We start from the raw sequence: 23,027 nt of genomic DNA, 5'->3' as shown, positions 1-23,027 counted from the left end.
CTTATTCACTATGAATCATATTAGCGTCTAATGTAAATATTTATGGCAAAATCGTTAATAGCAGGTATAATAATTATCTCATTGTCCCAACGCGTATAACGAGATGATTGCTTTCCTAGAAGCTTATCGTACAGGATTATTACAACGACAACATTGGCTGCCCAATATCATTTCAGGGGTTATCGTTGGTGTCGTTGCTCTTCCTCTGGCCATGGCTTTTGCTATTGCCTCAGGTGCAAAACCTGAGCAGGGTATTTATACCGCTATTGTTGCTGGGGCACTGGTGTCTTTATTGGGTGGCAGTCGCTTGCAAATTGCGGGGCCGACAGGTGCCTTCATCGTTATTCTTTCAGGGATTACAGCAAAGTATGGAATTGATGGACTGCAAATCGCCACCCTCATGGCAGGGGTTATTCTTTTCTTCTTGGGTGTGGCCCGTTTTGGTACCGTTATTAAATACATCCCTCAACCGGTAATTGTTGGTTTTACTGCAGGGATAGCTGTTATCATTTGGGTGGGGCAATGGAAAGATTTTTTTGGTCTACCCGCTGTAGGCGGAGGGCATTTTCATGAGAAATTTCTGCATCTTCTGCAAGTGCTTCCGCAGTTAAATACGACAACAACTGCATTATCTCTGATTTCCCTGGCGTTAGTACTTTATTCATATAAATTACCTGGCTTAAGCCGTGTGCCGGGTCCTTTGGTTGCGTTGGTTGTAGCGACGGTAGTTCAAGCAATCTTCCATTTTGATGGTGTGGCCACAATCGGTAGCACATTTGGAGGCATTCCTCAGGGATTGCCTGGCTTTCATTTGCCTGAAATTACTGTGGATCGATTAATGGAGTTGATGGGACCAGCTTTTGCCATTGCCATGCTTGGAGCTATTGAATCATTACTTTCTGCCGTTGTTGCCGATGGAATGGCAGGTACGCGCCACAACTCTAATCAAGAATTAATTGGCCAAGGGATTGCCAATATCGCTGCTCCTTTATTTGGCGGGTTTGCTGCCACTGGTGCCATTGCAAGAACGGCTACCAATATTCGTAATGGTGGTAATAGCCCCCTTGCTGGTATAGTACATGCCATTATTTTATTAACGATCATCATCTTTTTAGCTCCATTGGCCGTAAATATTCCCTTATGCGTGCTTGCAGCGATCTTATTTGTTGTTGCCTGGAACATGAGTGAAGCTCGACATTTCCTAAAGATGATTAAATGTGCACCACGAGCCGATGTCATGATCTTACTAACTACTTTTGTACTAACGATTGCTGTGGATTTAGTAATGGCGGTATATGTTGGTGTGATTTTAGCCGCTTTTCAATTTTTAAGACGAATGGCCTCAAGTGTTGCAGTACAACGAGTCAGCAATCTAGATTTGCAAGAGGAGCTAGTCAATCCAAAGTCGGTTGGTCTCAACGAAGATATATTGATTTACATGATCGAAGGGCCGTTATTCTTTGGAGCTGTTGAAAAACTAGAACACGCGCTGGCTATTACGCACACTGAGCCAAAGATTTTGATTATTCGATTAGCTCGCGTTCCTTTCATGGATATTACCGGATTACAAACCTTAGAAGAGGTGATCCTGAGCCTGCAGAAACATCAAGTTCATGTCATGTTAACTGAGGCTAATGCGCGTATTTATTCTGAACTTGAAAAAACAGGAATTGTTGACTTAGTGAAGAGAGAGAATATTTTTCAGGATTTTGCCCAAGCGCTCAAAATGAGCTCTGAGCAACTTACCCGGACTACTGCGAGGGTCGGTGAAGAGCTTAAGAGCTTGTTAATTAATTCTAACTAAAAATGAACACCAGCCGTCATTTGCTGCGCTTCGCTGCTCATTTACTCTCGCGTAAACTGCGCTGCGATGCTCGCAAATAATGGCTAGTGTTCTATTTTTAGCGAATTAATTAACAAGCTCTAAGAGCTTTGGCTAAAAAGCTGATTTAAGTCAATGGCCAGCGCCTTTTGCAGTTCTAGATCGGTTTTATCTAACACTTCTCGCCAGTAGATGGTGTGGGGTAAATCTTCTCTTTCTAATTCTACACGGGTGGGTAATCGATATGGGAGATGTTGGGTGAGCCAGTAAAGAGTCACTTGATTGAGATCGCGACTCAACATTAACTCACCTGTATCGGTATTGTGAACAAGCCCTGAGCTTATCAGTTCATGGATCATATTATCTACGTTAATTGCAAAGGGCAGAGAACTTGCGGAGATCAGAGCCTCACGAGTTAAACCTCTCCCTGATTGTTGAGCTAACCAGAGTTGATGCAACCATAATAAGGCATGTGAGAAACCGTCGATGGGTATCCCAGGTCGTCTTTTATAATGAACGGAAAGCGCGTAGCTAATTTCTGCACCGAGAAGGGTGATTACCCATACCCAATATACCCAAACAAAAAAGATAGGAATGGTAGCGAACGCGCCATAGAGCAGTTCATACGTGTCAAACTGGGCTAAATAATACGCGAAAGCCTGTTTCGCAGACTCAAATAAAATAGCTGCGACCAATCCTCCCCATAAGCCATGAATAATTTTAACCGGACAATTGGGAACCACAACATACAAAAAGGTAAAGCCCACCAAGGAAAGAAAAAAAGGAATGCTATTTAGAAGAACTAAAGGAGCACGATATTCTTGAGTGAAAAGCAAAGACAAAACATAAGAACTGGCAGCTAAGCTTAGACCAAGAAAAACAGGTCCAAGAGACAAAATAGCCCAATATAATAAAAAGGCCACTACTCCTTTTCGAGGAGTATGGACCTTCCAAATTCGGTTCATTGCCTTTTCTATTGTGACCATCACTAATAAAGCGGTTAGGAACAAAATAGCCACTCCCCATATAGAGAGTTTGGAGACTTGCGTGGAGAATTGTTTTAGATAATTTTGAATTACTTTACCTGTTGCCGGCACGAAATTTTGAAAAATAAAATCTTGCACGGGCTGAGATAATTTTTCAAAAACGGGAAAAGAGGAGAGCAGCGTTAGGCTAACACTCATTAAAGGTACAACAGCAAGCAGACTAGTGAATGCTAACGCTGAAGCCCTATAAGTACAATCATCTTTTATAAAATGCTCGACCACAAACAAAATAAAACGTTTTGCTTCATAAAATTTTGTAGTTAATTTATGTTTCCAATCCATGAAACAATAGACCATGTAAAATTATTATTGTTACCAGAGGTATAAACACAGCTTAAATATACAGCTTTTTTACTATCTCATATTGGAACTCCAAATGACAATGTACTTCGTTTAATTTAATAGGTAAAAACGTTTAGCATCAAAAAAAATATACAAGTACTTTTAGCAAATTAGCGCTATACTTAGCTCTTTAAAAAGGTGTCAAAAATGCTCATTGTTTACCATAATCCTCGTTGTTCAAAGTCACGAGCTTGTCTACAGCTCATACAAGAGGCTGGAGTTCCATTAACAGTTATTGATTACATAAAGAATGGTCTCACCTTGGACTCCCTGCGGGCTTTCGTTACTAAATTAGGCCTTGATGCGATTGTTCGTAAAAACGAAACGCTTTATAAAGAATTGCATTTGGCAGAAGCTGATGAGGTTACCATTTTGCAAGCACTCATTGATTATCCTCAGTTGCTGCAAAGACCGATTGCCATTGTCGGTGAAAAAGTGGTTGTTGCCCGTCCGCCAGAAAAAGTCTTGGAGCTTATTCATGACTAAACCCTATGTTCTTGTTCTTTATTATTCTCGTCATGGAGCCACAGCCCAACTTGCCCAATATATAGCTCGCGGCATAGAAGGTATTGGCAGTATGGAGGCACGATTAAGAACAGTCCCACCTGTTTCGGCGACCTGTGAAGCTGTTGATGAACTTGTCCCTGAGCATGGAGCACCTTATGTCACCTTGGACGATCTTCGTGATTGTCAAGGGCTCGCTCTAGGTAGCCCAACGCGCTTTGGTAACATGGCATCTCCTCTAAAATATTTTTTGGATATGACAACGCCACTGTGGTTGGCTGGTGATTTGGTTGATAAGCCTGCGTGCGTTTTTTCTTCATCTGCTTCTATGCATGGAGGACAGGAGACTACTCTAACGAGTATGATGTTACCCTTGCTGCATCATGGGATGCTCATTATTGGATTGCCTTATACTGAAGCGAGTCTAAGCACAACGCGGACGGGTGGTACTCCCTATGGGGTTACCCATGTGGCTGGTATGTCTAACGAAAATCCTATCAGTCAGGATGAAATGATTTTGGCAAAACAATTGGGCAAGCGTTTAGGAAGAATTGCGACACAGCTTTATGTCAACAGACCTTAGTTTTACTCAATGGTGTGAACGTGAAAGTAATTACATTTAATGCTAATGGTATTCGAGCTGCTGCCCGCGCTGGGTTTTATGATTGGCTAAATGCACAAAACGCTGATTTTGTTTGTATACAAGAAACGAAAGCTCAATTGTGCGATAAGCGATCGGAAGAACTTTATTTTCCGAAAGGCTATTTTTGTGAATATTATGACGCACAAAAAAAAGGCTATAGCGGGGTAGCCATTTATGCTCGCCATAAGCCTCTGCGAGTTGTAAAAGGCTTGGGTTTTGACTATTGTGACAATGAGGGGCGTTACCTACAATTTGATTATCCCAAAATAAGTATCATTTCTCTTTATATGCCTTCTGGTACCAGTGGAGAAATAAGGCAAGCAGTTAAGTATGATTTTTTGGACCGTTTTGCTAAACATTTGCTAGTTTTAAAAAAGGAGGGACGAGAGTTACTTCTTTGCGGAGACTACAACATTGCCCATAAAAAAATTGATTTAAAAAATTGGCAGGCTAATCAAAAAAATTCAGGTTTCCTCCCTGAAGAAAGAGCTTGGATGGATAAGCTTTTTGATTCCATGGGCTTTGTTGATGCTTTTCGTGTGGTTAATCAGGAAGAAGGGCAATACACCTGGTGGACTTATCGTAGTCCAACTGCAAGAGATAAGAATGTGGGTTGGAGAATCGACTATCAAGTCATTACTCCTGGGTTAAGGGACAGTGTGACAGATGCAGTAATTTATCGGGAGCCGCGTTGGTCTGATCATGCCCCCCTAATGATTGAGTATGAGGGAGATTGGTATGCTTAAGCTTGCCAGCTGGAATGTAAATTCTTTGAAAATTCGTCTTGAGCACATCTTAAATTGGGTAAAATCATCCGAAGTGGATATTTTAGCAATGCAAGAGACTAAGCTTATTGATGAGCATTTCCCCAGCAATATATTCTCCGAGCTTGGTTATCATGTTACTTTTTCTGGACAAAAAAGCTACAATGGGGTGGCGATCATTAGTCGCCACCCTATTGAGGAGATCCTTAAAGAGAACCCTCGGTTTGTCGATCCGCAACGACGCTTCTTGGCTGCTACTATTGCTGGAATACGAGTTATTAATCTTTATGTACCTAATGGTTCTGAGGTGGCTTCCGAAAAGTATGTCTATAAATTGGAATGGCTAGACAAGACCATCGCTTTTATTAAAGAACAAATGCTGCTTTATCCCAAAATTGCTATTGTTGGTGATTTTAATATTGCTCCAGAGGATAGAGACGTGCATGATCCACTTGAATGGCAAAATTGTGTCATGGTCAGTCCACAAGAACGAAAAGCATTTGCTGACATATTAGCGTTGGGGTTTAGTGATAGTTTTCGAAATTTCTCTCAGGAAGACCAAGCGTTCACTTGGTGGGATTATCGTGCAGGGGCATTCAGGCGCAACCGCGGTTTACGCATTGATCACATTTTGCTAAACAAAGAACTAAATTGCCTTTGCACCTTATCCCAAATTGATAGGATGCCAAGAAAGTGGGAGAGACCCTCTGATCATGCTCCAGTCTGGGTTGAACTACACGGTCAAAATGATTGTTAATAAATGGAGAATGTATACCAAATTGTGTCATCCCCGCGAAAAATTGAGTACAGGTTTGAACTGAGTAGCCTTGATGAAGCGTAAGCGTAATCAAGGTTTTCATATGCACGATGCCTGGCACACAATAAACCTTGATTACGCTTACGCTTCATCAAGGCTACGCTGGTTCCTCGGTTCAAACCTATACAATTTTTTGCGGGAATCACACAGTTTAATGAGCAGTCTCAATAAATGTGTTGAAAATTAATTTTACAAGGATGGGAAAATGCATAAATTTATCACATGTGCTCTTCTAACGCTTATAATCTGGACATTAAATTTCGAGTTAGTAGCGAAAACAGCTGAAGAAATACTAACCTTGGGTAAGACAACTTCTGCGATGACACAGCAAGCTATGACACCTAGTCAAGCTCTCTTGCGTTTAAAGGAAGGTAACCAGCGCTTCCAGGGTAATCGTATGAAGCAGCGAAATTACTTGGCTCAAGCGAAGCAATCGTCCTATGGTCAATTTCCTTGGGTGGTTATCCTTAATTGCATGGATTCTCGTTCCGTCCCTGAATTTATTTTTGATCAAGGTATTGCTGATCTCTTTACTCTACGTGTTGCAGGGAATATTTTAAATGAAGATATTTTGGGAAGCATGGAGTATGCCACCAAAGTGGTAGGTGCCCGGCTGATCGTTGTTCTTGGCCATACGTCTTGTGGGGCCGTGGCGGGTGCTTGTGAGGACGTTGAACTTGGACATCTTGATCATGTCCTTGACAAAATAAAACCTGCTGTTGATCCAACAAAACAAGCCACAGGACTTAAAGATTGTTCTAATTCTAAATTGGTTGACACTATTGCGAAAAATAATGCCTTAAATGTTGTGCGCCAAATTCAGCAGCAAAGCTCAATTATTAGCAATTTACTTGCACAGGGCAAGGTGGGTATTGTAGCTGGTATACATGATATTAGGACTGGAAAGGTTACTTTTTTTGAGGAAGAGCGTTTTTTACCCGATTAAGAAAATTGATCTATAATTAAATTTCTGCTAATGTTGCGCGTCTTAATATTATAAGAGCATGGTGCTTGGCAAGGTTCAGGTGGCGATGCTCGGTTTTGGAAATTTGAGAGAGTGGTATTATGAAAGCGTCTATTCACCCAGAGTATAAAGTTATTAACGTGACCTGCAGCTGCGGCCACTCGTTCGAAACGAAATCAACGTTAACTCATGATCTAAATATTGAAGTTTGTGCTAATTGTCATCCATTTTATACGGGTAAGCAAAAACTCGTTGACACCGGCGGTCGAGTACAAAAATTCCGTGATCGCTATAAAAAGAAAGAGAAAGCATAATCGTTTCAATTTGTTAAAAAGGCGCAATAAATGCGCCTTTTTTTTGCAAAATGACTGTTCATCTTTAACATTTTTCTATATGATTTTCCGCCGGGTTTCCCGAAAAAGAGAGTAAACGCCTTGGACAAAGATTTATTAAAAGAACGTGCATTGGAATATCACGAGTTTCCTATTCCTGGAAAATTAGCAGTGCATGTGACTAAATCAACCAACTCGCAAGATGATTTATCACTTGCCTATACTCCTGGTGTGGCTGAACCAGTGCTTGCCATTGCTGAAAATCCAGAGAAAGTGTTTCGCTATACTGCAAAGGGAAATTTAATCGCTGTAATGACCAATGGTACGGCAGTCCTCGGCCTAGGTGATGTAGGTCCTTTAGCCAGTAAACCAGTGATGGAAGGAAAGGCGGTATTGTTTAAACGCTTTGCAGATATTGACGTCTTTGATATCGAAATTGATGCGGAAGATGCACAAGCCTTTATTGCAACCGCAAAGCGAATCGCTCCTACGTTTGGTGGCATTAATCTTGAGGATATAAAAGCTCCAGAGTGCTTTGAGATCGAGCAAGCTTTGATAGAGCAATTAAGTATTCCTGTTTTTCATGACGACCAGCATGGTACAGCCATTGTTGTTGCTGCTGCTTTGTTAAATGCCCTGGACCTGCAGCAAAAGAAATTGTCAGATGTCAATATTGTTTGTATTGGTGCTGGCGCTGCGGGTATAGCATCCATGCGCTTACTGGTAGCTTTAGGGGCTGACAGAGAAAAAATGCTTCTTTTAGATAGCAAAGGTGTGATCCACACTGGGCGAGAAGATCTCAATGCGTACAAATTTGCTTTTGCTCGCAAGACTGAACAGCGAACTCTGGCAGATGCTTTAGTGGGCGCTGATGTTTTTATTGGGGTCGCTAAACCTGATTTGCTTAGTGCAGAACTTTTACAATTAATGGCTCCAAAACCAGTTATTTTTGCTTTATCTAATCCTGACCCAGAAATTCGACCCGAAATTGCTGAGAAAGCTCGTAATGACTTGGTCATTGCTACAGGGCGCAGTGATTTCCCCAATCAGGTAAACAATGTCTTATGTTTTCCATATATCTTTCGCGGGGCGCTAGATGTTCGTGCAACGTGCATCAACCAATCAATGCAGATTGCTGCAGTTGAAGCGATTCGCCAACTGGTGCAAGAGCCAGTTCCTCAGATTGTTAAGGACAATTATCCAGGTGTGAAAAACTGGGAATTTAGTCCGCACTACATCATCCCTAAACCTATTGATCCTCGCTTAAAGGAGCGGGTGGTGCTTGCTGTTGCCAATGCAGCAATAGCGAGTGGTGTCAGCCGGGCTGATTTTGTTAAAAAATATTAGCTCGTGCTTAACAATGAATAAAGGAGTGAATTTTGCATAGTAAAGAGACAAAATACATGATGCTTGGCTGGGTAATCTGTGGACTCGGTGCATTGTATTACAGCTATGAATATTTTCTACGTATTTCACCCAGTGTGATGGAATACCCACTACGTGAGCATTTCAATTTATCAGCAACTGGTTTTGGTTTGCTCTCAGCATTTTATTATTACGCCTACATTCCTATGCAATTGCCAGTAGGTGTTCTTCTTGACCGCTATGGCCCAAGATTATTAATCACTTTAGCCTGCTTAATTTGTGTCATTGGTACCTTTATTTTTGCTGGCACAACGGTATTCTGGATCGCAGCGGTGGGGCGTTTTTTAGTAGGGTTTGGTTCGGCCTTTGCATTTGTAGGCGTATTAAAATTAGCTACCATTTGGCTACCAGAAGATAAGTTAGCCATGGTCTCAGGATTAGCGTCGGCGTTAGGCACGGTAGGTGCCATGATAGGTGATAATGTGTTGGGTAGCTTGGTCACGACTGTTGGATGGCGTGAAACGGTAAATCTCAGCGCCTATTTTGGAATCGGTTTAATTTTTGTACTCTGGTTTGGTATCAGAGATAGAAAAGGTCACCAACGTAAAAGTGGTACTGTCGATACGTTCAAAAAAAGTATGATTGACTTGGGTATCATTGCACGCAGCAGACAGATCTGGATTAATGGTATGTTTGGTTGTTTGGTGTACCTCCCAACGACAGTGTTTGCAGAACTTTGGGGTATTCCCTATCTAAGACACGCTCATGGTTTATCTCAGACAGGTGCTGATTTTGCGAATTCATTGCTATTTTTAGGATTTACCTTTGGCGCGCCCTTAATGGGATACATCTCTGACAAGCTAAAACGTCGTAAGCCACCTATGTTGTTTGGCGCTGCTGGGGCAGGAATTATCATGATGATTATCCTTTATTTGCCTGGCTTGGAACAATGGCATATTAATGTACTTATGTTTGCTTTAGGGCTTTTATACAGTGCACAGTGCATCGTTTTTGCTGTTGGTCGTGAACTTAGTCCCAATGAAGCTGCTGCAACCGCGATGGCAATGACTAACATGATTGTGATGCTTGGGGCGATGTTCTTGCAGCCACTTGTTGGGCGTTTATTAGACTTAAGTTTATCGACACATCTTGTTGCTCCTATGCAAGATATTCCTGTAGATAAATTGCAACATATGTACACAGCAAATGATTATCAATTCGCTTTGTCGATAATTCCTATTGGGATAATTATTGCCGCCATATTAACCTTTTTCTTGAAAGAAACTTATGCTAATGCAGATAACTAGTACGTCCATTGGTAGAAGACAAGCCTTGATGGGTAGCCTAATATGCGCTATTGGGGCCTTCTTCTATTGTTATGAATTTGTCTTAAGAATTATCCCCGGGGCTTTGCAAAGTGAATTAAGCGCAGCTTTCGGTCATATTTCTGCAACTGCCTTCGGCCAACTATCCGCTCTTTATTATTTTGCCTACTCACCGATGCAGTTGCCTGTGGGTATGCTTATGGATCGATATGGGCCGCGGCGTCTTTTAACGTTTGCGTGTTTTTGTTGCGCATTGGGTTCCTGGATGTTTGGTATTACATCCTCTATGCTAATTGCTGGTTGTGGTCGTTTTCTTGTTGGTTTTGGCTCCTCTTTTGCTTTTGTTGGTGTCCTATCATTAGCGATGCATTGGTTGCCACGACGATATTTTTCTCTAGCAGCCGGTTTAATTACCACCTTAGGGATGTTAGGCCTCGTCTATGGTGAAGTGAAAATTACAGATATAGCCGTCACTTTAGGCTGGCATTATGTGCTTGATCTTACGGTGATTATTGGTGTGGTATTAACCATAGTGACATTCTTTGTTGTTCGTGATGGACCAGAAGGACATTCTTCTCATAAATACCCGTTACCCAAGTTTTTTGCTGATGTTTGGTCGGTACTCACTTCCCCTCAGGTTTGGTTAATTGGTTTTGTTGGGGCTTGTCTCTATACCTCCCTATCTGTATTTGGGGAATTATGGGGTAAAAGTTATTTAGAGCAAGCTCATCATTTAACCAAAGTTGAAGCAGCCAGGACGGTCTCAGCCATGTTTCTGGGCTGGGCTGTAGGAGCGCCAGTCGCTGGCTATTTATCTGACCGCAGCGGGCGTCGTGTTTTACCTTTGGCAGTTGGCGCTGTTTTTGCCCTTATCTGCATTAGCTTTGTCCTTTATTATCCAGGTCTGTCCTATTTCTGGCTAAATATCCTTCTATTTTTATACGGCGCTTTTAGCGCTACAGAAATTATTGTATTTATCATGGGTAAGGAAAATAGCGGAGCTAAATTATCAGGGACAGTCTTTGCAGCAGTAAATATGATCATTAGCTTGGGGGGTGTACTCTTCCAACCTTTAGTCGGTAAATTGTTAGACACCTTTGGAGACAGTGGCATCGTCGGCGGCGAGCATATCTATACCGTTGTCGATTATCAAATTGCTCTTTCAGTGTTACCCATTTCGCTATTGGTAGTGACTATCCTTGCTTTCTTTATGAAGGATGTTAAGTCCACACACCATTAGAGCTACCTACGTTGGCTAAATATCGCCACTAATTCTTGTGCCGCTCGTCTATTCGAAGCTTGACAGCTGATGAAGCGCGGCACGGAAAAAGAGATAATTTTTCCTTGACGATAATGATGTCTCGTAAATTCAGTATCATGGTTTGAGATAATCACAGTAATACCGCGAGCAGCACTCTCCACAGCAAGATCGGCAAGTTCGATTTGATCAATTTCTTTAAATTTTTTATTGATGTAGGAAGAAAAATTTGCGCTGGATGATAAAGGAACATATGGAGGATCACAATAAATTAAATCACCGACCTCAGCTTGAGCAAAGGTGTGTCTAAAATCAGCTGAAACAAATTGTGCTCTTTGGCTTTTTTGATAAAAATAATCCATTTCCAAACGAGGGAAATAAGGTTTGCTGTAGCGGCCAAACGGAACATTATAAAATCCCTGTTGATTATAACGACAAAGGCCATTGTAGCCATGTCTATTTAAATAAAGAAATAATGCAGCTCTATAACGCAAGTCTTTGGTGCGATTAAATTTTTCACGAAAATAATAGTATCTCGTTTCACAATTATTTTTACTTGAGAAAAAGCGAGCACAATAGTCAATAAATACCGCTCCCTCATGCTGTAAAAATTTAAATAATCTAACCAAATCCGCATTCTTTTCCGCCAGTAAATAGCTTGGATAATCTGAGTTCATAAAAATTGCGCCAGAACCCGTGAATGGTTCAATTAGACGTTTTGCAGGGGGCAAGGAACTCAAAATGGTTTCTATGCATTGATACTTATTCCCAGCCCATTTAAGAAATGGTTTTATTTTAATCATAAGCTAAGACGAATGAAGCTCGTTGGAAGTATGACGCAATATCTGTTAAATGACCACAGTTAAAGTGATTCCGCAATACAAGAACCACGTCATCCTGAGCATGGTGAGGGATCTCCTGAATCTCGGAGATCCTTCACACAGTGAAGGATGATGGACTTTCGCGAACTTGTAGAGATACAGGGGCAAGCCGGAAAATGATGTTCCTCAACGGAAGACAACAACTGAGAACTTAATGGTTATAGTTATGAGGTTGACGCTATCTATCCGCTCTGGTTATGATGCAGGGCAAATCGATTAGATGCTGGATGGCATAACGTGGACGAACTAGGCGAACTCCTTAAGCCTTCATGGGGCTCAGAGCAATGGATTTTGGAAGGTTGGAACCAAATTTCTCAACAAGAAAAAGCGCTGATCAAAAGTCGTATGGATACGTTATTTAGAGATGGTCTTCCTTTTGAGCTAAAGCATGACAGGCTATTGTATATCTACACTTTTTCGATGCTTGCACAATTAGAAGTCTTAGCAATCCAGGTGCCTTTAAAATTTGAGGCTAAAATGTCTACGGCTGAACATCGATTGCGAATGCGCACGCAATTGCTGGATGAAATTTTTCACGGCCTGGTTTTCACCAAAATTTTATATCTTCTCTGCGCTCCTCATGCTTTACCCCCTGCATACAATGAAGGCATAGAAATTTTATGCAATTTTATTCGTAATGAGGAATGTCCAAAGGTAGCTGTCGTTTTACTCAATTTGATTGGTGAAGCCTGGATAGAAGAGATCTTTAACTGTCTCCAAAAAGCGGATATTGCGCCAGAGGTATTCACAACGATCATTGCGGATGAACATCGCCATGTATGTGAGGCAGATTTATACAAGGAGATTGGTTTACCTGACATGGAGGTTGTCCGTGGCAAACTGGAATTCTTAGAAAAGCAGTTGATAAGCATTTTCTTACAATACAAGTACATGGTATCGATCTCTACTATATTGGGGGTTGATGGTGCGATTGGGTTTCTTCAGGCTTTAAATGATAAACATACCCAGCAGTTAGCCAAGATTAACCTACAACCCGGTGAAAATTGGCTTTTCTTTATGAAGGTTGGAGAAGAGTTTTTCCCACGAGTGCAAAAATATACCCAGAGAAATGAGCAGCTAGAAATGACACCCATTCGCAAGCTGTTTATGACTCAGTGGGATAACCCCAGTGACCCTACCATGGCTGGAGAATTCAGCATTAATGTAACTTGTCTTGATTTTTTTAATAAAAAATTTCCACCGGAGACATTAACGACATTAATGTTACAAACCATTAGCAAAGGCTTAAGTGAAAATCCTTCCTGGCGCTCTTTTTTAAGTCATGGGAAATTATATCAACGCCAAGAAGCATCAGTGGGATTAATAGTTAAATTGCCTGATTGTCAAGATCATATAGGTAGCATCGTTTTGGAAAATTGCCATAATATGCGTATTCAGACTCTGGCGCTTAAGATTAGAAATATTCTCAGGATGATGGTGTACTGTTTTAAGAAACGTGAACAACTCGAAAAAGAACACCCCTTTTTAGCTTCCATGATTGATTCTGCTTTGTATGAATTTAGCAATGACTTCTATGCTTACCCTATGCCTGGTAATGCGGTGGTTTCATTAAGCAATATTGGTTTTTATGGTTATACCGGAGCAAAGTCACCACTTCGTTCTACTGAGGCCATGAGATACACCCTCCTTGAAATAGAGCGTCGACCTGTATGGAATAAAGAAACGAAAACGTTTGAGCCTCAGGACATGTTACCAATATCAATAAGCGCAGATCATCGCATTTTTGATGGTAATTCGCCGCTGCCAAAATTAATTGCCAAATATTTTGATGAAATGTTTGAAAAGATGCTAAAAGAGCAGTCTACGCCTATCAAGTCTACACAAAATCCTGAGGGAAAGTTTATTAAACTTTTTGAGCAACTGATAGCGAACAATTTGGAGTTAGGATATAAGGCTCTTCTCGTACTACAGACGTATTGGGTGGATGCACTTGCTGTTGAGGAGTTGCTCAATGGTAATCTGGCCAAAAAAATGCTAGCTTATTTCAAATAGAGCTGATGCCTAAATTGCAATGATCAACAAAAATATCGCGGTTAAGCCTATCAAGCCTAAACTAAGATTCCCGCCTGGAACCATTAAGATGCTCCCAGCAGGGTCAATCTTTCGCGCACGCCATGCCATAATCGTTGGTAAAAGCAACAACAAAATTACGCAGCAAACTCCAGCATAACTCAACGCATGAAGATAGATCCCAGGGTTGGCTAATACCACGACCAAAGGTGGAATAAAGGTTAAAGCCAAGGTGCTTTTGCCTTGCAGCCCCGATTTTTTTAAGGCGAGCCCATCGGCTAAAAAGTCAAACAAGCCAATCGAAACACCAAGAAAGGCCGTGACCATACAAATCGATGTAAAAAAGCTGAAAAAGCCTGTTATCCATTCGTTATGAACCGCGTTGGAAAGTGCATTGGTTAGACCACTTGTTGCATGCTCATTATTCATTAATGCGATTAGACCATCGTCCCCTTGTCGTTGGACAACGCCCATGATGACCGCATCCCAAAGAATGTAACAGCTTAAAGGTATAAGAGAGCCGAAGAGAATAACCTTTCTTAAGGTTTTAATATCATCATTAAAGTACTCCCTTAAACTGGGGACAATAGAAGCGAAGCCAAAGGATGTCACCAGAATCATCAGACTTCCAGTGATTGCTTTTATCGATCCCCCACTCAAACTATTGAGGTTAACATGCGGACTGATAACGATAACTAACAATAAGTAAACACCTAATTTACCAAACATAAGGCCGCGATTGACATAATCTACAGCGCGAATACCCGCATAGACCACCAAACTAAAAATGACTGTGAATACCAGAGAGGTAATCCACATGGGTAGTTCAATGTGTAATCTTGCAAGAATTCCCCCTAACACATCACTACCGCCCGAGATGTAAGCAGCCAAAAGGGTATACAGTAGAAAGAGGTAAGTAACCCAGGCGACAATTTGCCCAGGGATTCCTAAAGTGGATTTAGCCATGGATACCATATTGCTGCCTGATGGTAAGCGCAAATTGACCTCAAGAATCAATAAGGCGCCTGCGGTCATAATTAACCAACACATAACGAGAAAGAAAACTGAGTTGGTAAAACCAACTTCAGCTGTTGATACGGGTAAAGCAAGCATCCCGCCACCAATTGAGGTGCCGACTATTAATAAAATACCACCAATGAATTTTGAGTTTGGCACGATTACATCCACTTGTATAAAATTAAACCAATATGATAAATTACGTCGCATTGTCTGTCAACGGCGACGTAAGCTAGGGCGTTCCCTAGCATACACAGTTACTTAATTAATTGCCAACCTGCATTTGCAAGTAAGACGATGGAAAAAATAATTACTACCCATTGCGAAAATTTCCCTCCAGGCACGATATATCTTGATGCAAATTTTTTTCTTCCGAATACGGTCATTAAAGCGGGTAAGAGTAGCAATAAAATGACACAGAAGATGCCCGCATAATTTAAGGCATGAATATAGGCACCAGGATAGTAAATGACTATTAATAATGGAGGTAGAAACGTTAGCAAAAACAAACCAATGCCCTGACGTCCTCGTTGTTCCATATTTAATCCGTCTGCTAGGAAACTAATAAGGCACAATGCAACGCCTAAAAAAGCGGTAAGCATACAAATAGAAGTAAAAAAATTAAATAACGAACTAATCAGTGGGTTTTGTACCATGGTTGAAAGGTTGGCAGCCAAAGCACTTGTAGTCCGCTCATCATGCATTAATCTGGCTAAGCCAAGATCTCCTTCAGTTGGCAAGCTTCCCATAATGACTGCATCCCAAGCAATGTAACAAAGTAATGGGATAAGCGAGCCAATTAAAACCACTCTTTTTAACGCTTTGACATCGTCATTAAAGTAGTCGCGAATATTAGGAACAATAATGGCAAAACCAAACGATGTGATTAAAATCATTACGGTTCCGACAATATAGTGATAATTGCCACCCTGAAAATGTTGAATATTGATATGAGGGGCAATTAAGATGACCAGAATAAAATAGATGGCCAGCTTGCCAAACATGAGCCATCGATTGAGTAAATCGACGCGACGGATTCCTCCATAGACAACGAAGCCAAAAACAAGTGTAAATAATAGACTTGCTTGCCATTGACTGAGGGAGATGCCCATCCGGACAAACAAACTCCCAAAAATATCTGCCCCGCCTGAAATGTAGGCTGAAAGTAAGGTATAAAGCAGAAAGATATAACTTAACCAAGCGGTAAGAAGCCCAGAATTTCCTAAGGTGGAGGCTGCCATGGATACCATATGCTTACCGGGTGGTAGATAAAGATTTGCTTCAAGAATAAAAAGAGCACCTAGAGTCATTGCTGCCCAACAAAGCAGTAAAAATGCTGATGATTGCCAAAATCCAGTGAGTGAATTTGCAACCGGCAAAGCAAGCATGCCCCCACCAATAGAGGTCCCTACAATCAAAAGAATACCACCAATGAATCTGGATTTCATTTTACACCTACAACGTTAAGCAGAGCATTTAAAAAAAGAGACTGTTGATTAGACTATGTCCCCGCCTACGCGGGAATGACATCGTTTGGTAGACACTCTCTTCAGAATTAAATTATTTAACATAGCCCGTCAATGGGGCAGGCGCCTGTACACTCGAGCAATTACATAGAACTTGAATTTCTAAGCGCCGATTTTGAGCACTACCATGGATAAGTTCATTGTCAGAAACAGGGTGCTTATCGCCATAGCCCTCAGCGTTTAAACGTTGTGCAGGGATACCATTGGCCCAAAGAAAGGTCAACATGGCTTCTGCTTGGGCTTGAGTAAGTTTTTTCTTATGATAGCGAGAACCCACATCATTGGTAAAGCCTGCTACATAAATTGGACAACAAGAAGGGAACATTCTAATCAATTTGATCAGCAAGGCTAATCCAGAGAAGCATATTGGATTTAGTCTTGGGCTATTAAACATGAAGTATTTATCAGTAGGTACCACAAGGGTTACCGTGTCCCCGTATTGGATATATTGGATCTGCCGTTTCTGCAACTGTTTGATAATTTCACGTTTGCTGTCTTTATAAAGCCCTATTCCCGCACCAAAGGCCGCTCCTGCGCCTGTGCCAGCTAGTACTGGGCCACCTGCTATCGCCATGGCAGCAGTACCTGCCGCTGCTCCTGGAGGTGTCGTTACATAAACACGATGATAAGGTTTAAAGTTATTATAAGGTGGGTGATATTTATAACAACTCGTTAAAGCTAGAGACATTAAGCCGATGAAGGCCAAGGGCCTAACAGAGCTCTTGCGTAACATTCCCACTCCTTATGCAGATGAATTTTTCCATTATTAAGCATCCCTATTTATTTCGCAATTAACACTTAAGCTTTTCAGCTATTTCTTACTTGAAATTTTTGGAAACCTTTAATTTCTTATCAACTAAAACAGAGTAATAATTCAGAAAATTCTACGCAATGGACTTTTGATTGGTTATAGTGTTCGAAGAAATATTAATGCTAACTAATTTGATATGAATCAGAAAACATTTTCTTTTCCCTTGATGTTAGGTGCCTTAGGGGTCGTGTATGGCGATATAGGCACAAGTCCCCTCTATGCTATGCGTGAGACGTTGATGGGACTACCCATTAATGAGGCTGATGTCTTAGGTATCCTATCCTTAATCTTATGGTCTTTGGTTATTATTATCTCTATCAAATACCTCGCTCTCGTATTTCGTGCTGATAATCATGGCGAAGGAGGAATCTTAGCGTTACTAGCCTTACTCAAACAAAAGAAAGCGAAACATAGGTATTTATTTTATTTACTAGCCATCTTTGGTGCCGGGTTAATTATTGGTGATGGTATGCTAACACCAGCCATCTCGGTAACCTCAGCAATTGAGGGTTTAAAGGTTGTTTCACCAAAATTTGAGGCTTTTGTCACCCCCTTAGCATGCTCCATATTGGTTAGTTTATTTATCATGCAATCCAAAGGAACTGGCAAGCTTGGGGCTGCCTTTGGCCCTATCATTTTGCTGTGGTTCATAACGATAGGGACGTTAGGGTTAGTACATATTCTAAAGAATCCAGTAGTGTTGAAAGCTATTAACCCATATTATGCCTGGGAATTTTTTCGTACACAGGGTTGGCATGGATATTTTTTGTTAGGAGGCGTTTTCCTGGTTGTAACTGGGGGTGAAGCGCTTTATGCTGATATTGGGCATTTTGGTAAGAACCCTATTCGCTATAGTTGGTTTTTTGTGGTTCTGCCGGGTCTGTTATTGAATTATTTTGGACAAGGGGCACATCTATTACAGTATCCTGCATCGATTGAAAACCCTTTTTATAAGCTTGCTCCCCCCTGGTTCTTTCTGCCGTTACTTGTGCTTTCCACTGCGGCTACGGTGATTGCCTCACAGGCTGTAATCTCGGCGACATTCTCCATTACTAAACAAGCTGTCTTGCTTGGACTTTACCCACGACTTCCAATTATTCAAACTTCACATGAGCATGAAGGCCAGATTTATATCCCACAAGTTAATTTTTTCCTGCTTATAGGTACCCTTATTCTTATTTTTATGTTTAAAACCTCCGGCGCTATGACACATGCTTATGGAATTGCTGTTAACTTGGATATGCTGTTAGTAAGCACAATGGTTGCCTACGCTGCCAGAAAAGTTTGGCATTGGCCTTTGGTGTATGTCATCGCCATATTCAGTCTTTTTATCTTTGTTGACCTGGCTTTTCTAGGGGCAAATGCTTACAAATTTATGACGGGTGGATGGGTGCCTGTTTTTTTCGCGCTGCTTGTGGCGATTGTCATGTTTACTTGGAATAACGGTATGCGATTTATGCAAAAGAATTTTTATATGAAAAAAGCAGATATTACAAAAATTGTAAAACAATTGCGTTATAAGTCGTTGAACCAACTTCCTGGTGTTACTGGTATCTTCATTACCGATACCTACGATCAGAGTGGGGGAAGCTTTCTGCATTTTTTAAAATTGAGTCTTGCGGTACCGGAGAATATTCTCATCGTGAACTATAAGGTTGAAAATAAACCCCATGTCCCCGAGCGATTTAGATTTAGATTAACCCAGTTGGCGCCGCAAATTTGCCAATTGACTCTTCATTATGGTTTTATGGATACCATTTCTATTCCGGATGCTTTAATCTCTGTGAATAAGCTAAAAGCGCTCCCTTTTGAAATCAATGTGGATAGCGCGACTTATTTAGTAGAGATACCCAATGTAATGGCTTCTAAAACCAAGAAGACCCTTATGTTTTACTGGCAAGAAAAATTATTCGCGTTTCTTATACGTAATTATTCTGCAAACTTAAACATAGAATTCTACAAATTGCCTTACAATAGAACCATTGCCATTGGTACTTATTGCATCATTTAGTAAATAAATCGGTAGTAATTACTGTCTCAGCGATGGAGATAAGCAAGATCTTGCATGCACTGAATCTCTAAGAGCGGGAGTTGCTCAATTACCTCTACACCCTGATAATAATGGGGTTTGTGGTACGACCACTTGGACATTGATACCCTTAATCGTAGGGCTGGTTCGCGCTTCTCTCAGATAGTCTATTAAAGAGACATCGACAATTTGTCCATGAATAGAGGATGCTTCTCTGAAGAAGAGAGTCCCGTTTCTCCAAAAGGCAAAGCCTAAGTGTGATATGTTTAGATTAGTGCCAATTTTATCTTTAAGATCCCAATTAGGACGGACGATCTCAACGATAGATGCATCAGGGATTTGTGAAAATAAATATTGATTTGCTTGACCATTTGCATCAAATAGAGCAGTTAAAGGAATATAAGGTATATGTGACTCTGCCTTAGGCAGTTTACTCCCTCTCTGCTTCAAGTCGGCCAATCGTAATTGCTGTTCCTGAGCATTTTGCGGGTAAAGACGAATATTCGTAGTAGTAAGGTGTTGATACCAAGAAGGTTTGTCAATTAGGGCTGTCGCTATAAGTGCCACAGGCTTATTATTTATATCCTTAAAGGAAAGGGTGATATCTTTAACGAAACCTTGTATCTGGTTATTTTGATTCCAATCCAGAGAGGTGAAATGATTTCTGCTAGTGTATGCAACATGACCGTCTTTGTAGCGAATTTTACATAAGCATTGCTTGAAATCGTTAGTGCTATTGGCCAAGGCCAGTGCTAGGACTGTGGTAACGTAAGTCTCACAATCAAAAGCATCAACACGATACCTTGGTGCCTGATCAAAGCGTGCTTTTGCCCCTTCTCCTAATGCGCCAAGAAGATAGTCTTTGCCCAGAAATTGAGCGCTGATGGTATCTAGGCGAGCTGACATATCAAGTTTCGGGATGTTATTTAATTTATGATATAGTTCGCTAATGGCTTCATTGGCTTCCTGCTGCTTAGGATGAACGTTTGCTAGTGCCTGATATGACAATACAGTAAGGCTGATTAAGCAGATAAGCCAATGTATAGATTTTGCTCGATGATAAAACGAGGTCATCTTTATCCTCTCGTTCGTCAAAAAAGGATATATTTTAACCTGTATAGGGTTGGGGTTACAACAATGCTGAATGTCATATGGTTATCAATGATCTTTCTCTCGGTAGTGGTGGGAATTATTCAGGGGAGAATTGATCAGGTCGTACATGCAGTTACAGACTCAGCAAAGTTAGGGTTCGAAATTGCCCTGGGCTTGGCAGGTATCATGGCACTATGGTTGGGCATTATGGGTATTGCCTCTGAATCAGGATTAATTAATCGCTTCGCTCGAATATTGAAGCCAGTCATGCAACCGCTATTCCCGGATGTCCCGGTCGACCACCCTGCTATGGGAGCGATGGTTATGAATATGGCAGCGAATATGTTAGGGTTGGCAAATGCTGCAACACCCTTTGGTTTGCAGGCCATGAAAGAGCTGCAACAACTTAATAAAAATACGCAAGAAGCCAGCGATGCCATGTGTACATTTCTTGCGATTAATACCTCTAGTGTGCAATTGATTCCCGCCACCGCGATTGCTTTTCTAGCCGCTAATGGCAGCTTACATCCAAGCAGTGTGATTTTTAGTGCATTAATTGCGACGATAGTATCAACATTAGTAGCGATTATCGCAGTAAAACAATTAGCCAAATTATCTGTGTACAAGATAAAGGGGTCTGTTGCCAATGACTAATTTTGCCAATCAACTTTCAAATGTGATCTTTCTTGCCTTTGTGGTCGGTATTCCTTTATATGGCGTTTTTAAAAAAATTAATGTTTTTGATGCTTTTACGACAGGGGCCAAACAAGGATTTGAGACCTCTATCACCATTCTTCCCTATCTTATTGCTATGCTTGTTGCCATAGGAATGTTGCGTGCCTCAGGTTTTTTTGAATTGTTAAACGCTTATCTTGCACCTGTTTTTGCAGCATTGGGTATGCCTTCTGAACTATTACCTCTGGCTCTTGTTCGTCCTTTTTCTGGTAGTGCTTCTACGGGAATTATGGCAGAACTCATTCACCAGCATGGAGGGGATTCTCTCATTTCAAAAATGGCAGCTACCATGATGGGGAGCACGGAAACGACATTTTATGTGATTGCAGTTTATTTTGGTGCCGTCGGCATAAAGCGAACAAGACATGCTATCCCTGCAGGTCTTTTGGCGGATTTGGCCGGGATTATTGCTAGCGTCATGATTTGTCGTTATCTATTTGCTTAAACAGCCATTGTCATACTGAGCGAAGCAAAGGATCCCCTAAATCTTGGGGAGACCTTCATCGCATCCTAAAGCTCTCGAGGACTCAGGATTTTGCAAGACGAGTTTGCTCGAACAGTTTCAATTGTGCCAATAACTTCGCTGAGTTGGCTTTAAACGAAGCCATCTCACGTGCTTCAATTGGGAAGCCTCTTGGTAGGTTTACTGTGGTCGGATTTTTAGGTTGTCGGTTGATATGAAATTCATAATGACAGTGAGGCCCAGATGCCAAACCCGTTTGCCCGACATAGCCAATAATTTGGCCGCGCTTCACGAAATCTCCACGAGAGAGTCCCTTCTGAAACTTCAGCATATGACCGTAGATGGTACTATACGTTTTGTTGTGATTAATTTTGATCATATTGCCGTAACCACTTTGGCGGCCAATGATTTCTATACGTCCATCACCAGTAGCACGAATCGGTGTACCAATCGGTGCTGCCAAGTCTACTCCTTTATGCGGTCTTCTATAGTGCAGGATAGGGTGATATCTAGATAGACTAAATGGCGAACTGATATGACTGAAACGCAAGGGATAGCGCTCAAATGCTTTCTTTAAACTAGTGCCTTGTAGCGAATAGTAATCAGAATGCCCTCTTCTATCCGTGTGACGGATGGCCTCATACGTTCTACCTCGTGTTTTGTATTTTACAGCAAGAATATCACCAGCCCCTACTAGCTTGTCTCCAACATAAAGTGCTTGATACATAATGATGAATTGATCGCCAGCACGTATATCTTTGGCAAAATTAATATCCCATGTAAATATCTCTGTCATTTGTTGCACAAGTTTATAGGGGATGTTGTTGCGTTTAGCTGTACCATATAAAGATCCATGCACTGTGGCTGCCACAATGTGATTTTGGCTAGTCGTCTTTCGTGTAAGGATTTTGGTTTTGTATCGCTGGCCTTCACGAACTACTACCAGCTCTTCCAAATTGGTATATGGAAGAATCATTTTTTCCAAAGTTTGCTTTTTAATTAACAGCTGTATTTCTTGGTCTGTCTTAAGCTGGGATAATGCCTTTGCATGTGGATTCCCACGCATAATTGCTTGCAAGGTTTGTGGGCTTAAACCTAAGCGCTTAAAGACAGTGGTTAAGGAATCCCCGCTTCGTGTTTTGATAATTTTCCAATCATTATTTTGAGCTGCGACTTTAGCAGGTAGTGCTTTTTTAGGATTTGCTTCAGGTTTAGGTACTTCCACAGATGGCTGCTTATCAGCCATCTTCGTTTTAGGGG

The 23,027-nt window shown here is 41.2% G+C and carries 21 protein-coding genes (1 of these 21 running past the window's edge); 14 read left to right on the top strand and 7 right to left on the bottom strand.

Annotation, left to right across the window (positions count from 1 at the left end):
• The first annotated feature begins 103 nt into the window (after positions 1-103).
• A complete protein-coding gene (locus CKV79_RS11655; protein WP_051546087.1) occupies positions 104-1,804 on the top strand; it encodes a SulP family inorganic anion transporter in 1,701 nt (566 codons plus the stop codon).
• Between the two features lie 119 nt (positions 1,805-1,923).
• Here CKV79_RS11655 and CKV79_RS11650 read toward each other — a convergent pair whose 3' ends face one another.
• Positions 1,924-3,150 carry a YihY family inner membrane protein gene (locus tag CKV79_RS11650; protein ID WP_028372552.1) on the bottom strand — a complete coding sequence of 409 codons (1,227 nt, stop codon included), beginning with the start codon at positions 3,148-3,150 and terminating at the stop codon, positions 1,924-1,926.
• A 207-nt stretch (positions 3,151-3,357) separates the two neighbouring features.
• Here CKV79_RS11650 and arsC point away from each other — a divergent pair, with 207 nt between their 5' ends.
• From arsC to CKV79_RS11605, 9 genes are all read left to right on the top strand, one after another.
• Positions 3,358-3,696 carry an arsenate reductase (glutaredoxin) gene (gene arsC / locus CKV79_RS11645; protein WP_028372551.1) on the top strand — a complete coding sequence of 113 codons (339 nt, stop codon included), beginning with the start codon at positions 3,358-3,360 and terminating at the stop codon, positions 3,694-3,696.
• The gene (gene wrbA, locus CKV79_RS11640; RefSeq protein WP_028372550.1) at positions 3,689-4,297 is read left to right on the top strand and encodes an NAD(P)H:quinone oxidoreductase; all 609 of its coding nucleotides are present in this window, start codon (positions 3,689-3,691) and stop codon (positions 4,295-4,297) included. Before arsC ends, wrbA begins: the two co-directional genes overlap by 8 nt.
• 20 nt (positions 4,298-4,317) lie before the next feature.
• A complete protein-coding gene (locus CKV79_RS11635) occupies positions 4,318-5,103 on the top strand; it encodes an exodeoxyribonuclease III (RefSeq protein WP_028372549.1) in 786 nt (261 codons plus the stop codon).
• Complete coding sequence (xth, locus tag CKV79_RS11630) at positions 5,096-5,878, top strand: exodeoxyribonuclease III (protein WP_028372548.1); 783 nt, start codon at positions 5,096-5,098, stop codon at positions 5,876-5,878. Before CKV79_RS11635 ends, xth begins: the two co-directional genes overlap by 8 nt.
• 265 nt (positions 5,879-6,143) lie before the next feature.
• Positions 6,144-6,884, top strand: a complete 741-nt coding sequence (locus CKV79_RS11625; RefSeq protein WP_028372547.1) for a carbonic anhydrase family protein — start codon at positions 6,144-6,146, stop codon at positions 6,882-6,884.
• Positions 6,885-7,003: 119 nt separating this feature from the next.
• Positions 7,004-7,216: a 50S ribosomal protein L31 gene (rpmE, locus tag CKV79_RS11620; protein WP_081778031.1), complete on the top strand. Its 213-nt coding sequence runs from the start codon at positions 7,004-7,006 to the stop codon at positions 7,214-7,216.
• A 120-nt stretch (positions 7,217-7,336) separates the two neighbouring features.
• Entirely contained in the window at positions 7,337-8,581 is a 1,245-nt protein-coding gene (locus CKV79_RS11615) for a malic enzyme-like NAD(P)-binding protein (RefSeq protein ID WP_028372546.1), read from the top strand.
• A gap of 32 nt (positions 8,582-8,613) precedes the next feature.
• Positions 8,614-9,906 (top strand): MFS transporter, encoded by a 1,293-nt coding sequence (locus CKV79_RS11610; protein WP_028372545.1) that lies wholly within the window; start codon positions 8,614-8,616, stop codon positions 9,904-9,906.
• Positions 9,893-11,164 (top strand): MFS transporter, encoded by a 1,272-nt coding sequence (locus CKV79_RS11605; RefSeq protein WP_028372544.1) that lies wholly within the window; start codon positions 9,893-9,895, stop codon positions 11,162-11,164. The genes CKV79_RS11610 and CKV79_RS11605 overlap by 14 nt, the downstream gene beginning before the upstream one ends.
• Before the next feature lie 2 nt (positions 11,165-11,166).
• Here CKV79_RS11605 and CKV79_RS11600 read toward each other — a convergent pair whose 3' ends face one another.
• A complete protein-coding gene (locus CKV79_RS11600) occupies positions 11,167-11,985 on the bottom strand; it encodes a Dam family site-specific DNA-(adenine-N6)-methyltransferase (RefSeq protein ID WP_028372543.1) in 819 nt (272 codons plus the stop codon).
• Positions 11,986-12,300: 315 nt separating this feature from the next.
• Here CKV79_RS11600 and CKV79_RS11595 point away from each other — a divergent pair, with 315 nt between their 5' ends.
• Entirely contained in the window at positions 12,301-14,076 is a 1,776-nt protein-coding gene (locus CKV79_RS11595; RefSeq protein ID WP_051546086.1) for a 2-oxo acid dehydrogenase subunit E2, read from the top strand.
• Positions 14,077-14,085: 9 nt separating this feature from the next.
• Here CKV79_RS11595 and CKV79_RS11590 read toward each other — a convergent pair whose 3' ends face one another.
• The 3 genes from CKV79_RS11590 to cmpA all read right to left on the bottom strand — a co-directional run bounded on the left by CKV79_RS11590 (position 14,086) and on the right by cmpA (position 17,370).
• A complete protein-coding gene (locus CKV79_RS11590; RefSeq protein ID WP_028372542.1) occupies positions 14,086-15,270 on the bottom strand; it encodes an amino acid permease in 1,185 nt (394 codons plus the stop codon).
• A 98-nt stretch (positions 15,271-15,368) separates the two neighbouring features.
• Complete coding sequence (locus tag CKV79_RS11585; protein ID WP_028372541.1) at positions 15,369-16,559, bottom strand: amino acid permease; 1,191 nt, start codon at positions 16,557-16,559, stop codon at positions 15,369-15,371.
• 112 nt (positions 16,560-16,671) lie between these two features.
• The gene (cmpA, locus tag CKV79_RS11580; protein WP_051546085.1) at positions 16,672-17,370 is read right to left on the bottom strand and encodes a C-OmpA-like family protein CmpA; all 699 of its coding nucleotides are present in this window, start codon (positions 17,368-17,370) and stop codon (positions 16,672-16,674) included.
• Between the two features lie 214 nt (positions 17,371-17,584).
• Between cmpA and CKV79_RS11575 the strand changes: the two genes are divergently transcribed.
• On the top strand, positions 17,585-19,459 hold the full coding sequence (locus CKV79_RS11575) for a potassium transporter Kup (protein ID WP_028372540.1): 1,875 nt from the start codon (positions 17,585-17,587) through the stop codon (positions 19,457-19,459).
• An 84-nt stretch (positions 19,460-19,543) separates the two neighbouring features.
• Here the strand turns inward: CKV79_RS11575 and CKV79_RS11570 are convergent, their stop codons facing one another.
• Positions 19,544-20,551, bottom strand: a complete 1,008-nt coding sequence (locus tag CKV79_RS11570) for an N-acetylmuramoyl-L-alanine amidase-like domain-containing protein (protein WP_028372539.1) — start codon at positions 20,549-20,551, stop codon at positions 19,544-19,546.
• A gap of 63 nt (positions 20,552-20,614) precedes the next feature.
• On the opposite strand from CKV79_RS11570, the gene CKV79_RS11565 reads away from it, so the two are divergent.
• Both CKV79_RS11565 and CKV79_RS11560 read left to right on the top strand, forming a co-directional pair.
• On the top strand, positions 20,615-21,223 hold the full coding sequence (locus CKV79_RS11565) for a nucleoside recognition domain-containing protein (protein WP_028372538.1): 609 nt from the start codon (positions 20,615-20,617) through the stop codon (positions 21,221-21,223).
• Positions 21,216-21,749: a spore maturation protein gene (locus tag CKV79_RS11560; RefSeq protein ID WP_028372537.1), complete on the top strand. Its 534-nt coding sequence runs from the start codon at positions 21,216-21,218 to the stop codon at positions 21,747-21,749. Before CKV79_RS11565 ends, CKV79_RS11560 begins: the two co-directional genes overlap by 8 nt.
• Positions 21,750-21,831: 82 nt before the next feature.
• Here the strand turns inward: CKV79_RS11560 and CKV79_RS11555 are convergent, their stop codons facing one another.
• Positions 21,832-23,027, bottom strand: partial view of a peptidoglycan DD-metalloendopeptidase family protein gene (locus CKV79_RS11555; protein WP_028372536.1) — the 3' portion only. Its footprint extends 283 nt past the window's final position; only the last 1,196 of its 1,479 coding nucleotides appear in the window; its start codon lies off the right edge, out of view; its stop codon occupies positions 21,832-21,834.

Origin of the sequence: Legionella lansingensis, assembly GCF_900187355.1 — a bacterium.
Taxonomy (GTDB): Bacteria; Pseudomonadota; Gammaproteobacteria; order Legionellales; family Legionellaceae; genus Tatlockia; species Tatlockia lansingensis.
Note: the sequence above shows the minus strand (reverse complement) of the source record. Positions and strands in the feature narration are given on the sequence as shown.